Raw genomic sequence first — 855 nt, forward strand, 5'->3', positions numbered from 1 at the left:
GATTCCGTGAGAGCGGCGAGATACGCGGCCAAAGCAGTGGAAATGTCCACAGCCGGTTTCTCCGAAGCGGCGTCCCCGAACGCCCGTTTTCGGCCACAGAGCCGAGTACCGCAGGTCGCGGTGCTGGGTGGGGCACCGGAGACGAGTCAGGGCCCCGCATCCAAGGGTGCCGTCTTTCACGGTACTCGGTTGAGCCGGCCGCCCAACCGCGGCGGACCGGCAGTCGGGTCACGTCTCGTGGCCGCGGGCGCGGGCGCGACGGACCGCCTCATCGACCATGCGCTGGGCGACGACGGCGAGTTTGACGTTCTCGCGCTGGCTGATCACGCGCAGCCGCGCGAACGCCTCCTCCGCGGTCGCGCCGGTACGCCCACGCAGCAACCCGATGGCCTGGTCGATGACCGGCCTGCTCGACAGCGCCGTCTGAAGCTGGATCGTGAGGTTCAGCGCCTGGGCCAGCACTTGGGCGTTGTGGACCGCGACCGCCGCCGGGGCGGCGAACAGCTCGCCGAGTTCGGCGGCGTGCTCGTCGAAGACGTCCTTGCCGTGGGCGTAGACGTTGATCGCCCCTACCACCTGGTCCGGTAGCAGCAGCGGCAGCGACAGGGCGCTGTGCACCCCGAGGCGGCTGACCCGGGGGCCGAAGCGCGGCCACTGCCGGTCGCCGCCCAGGGATCCCGAGCGGACCGTGCGCCGGTCGAGGGTGGCGGTGATGCAGGGGCCCTCGTTGAGGACGACATACTGGATCTCGTCGATGTCCCGGACGAATGGCGCGCTCGCGGCCAGCGCCTCGATCCGGGTGCCATCCCGGTCGGCGCGCAGCAACGTCACCCCGGCGCCGTCGGCGCCGGGGAT

At 71.3% G+C, this 855-nt stretch carries 1 protein-coding gene; it reads right to left on the bottom strand.

Annotated features, from left to right (window positions below; translation table 11 throughout):
• Positions 1 to 228: 228 nt before the first annotated feature.
• Positions 229 to 855: GAF and ANTAR domain-containing protein (locus tag C1A33_RS26625; RefSeq protein WP_101834344.1), on the bottom strand; the 627-nt coding region annotated here is incomplete at its 5' end.

The organism is Frankia canadensis, assembly GCF_900197875.1.
Taxonomy (GTDB): domain Bacteria; phylum Actinomycetota; class Actinomycetes; order Frankiales; family Frankiaceae; genus Frankia; species Frankia canadensis.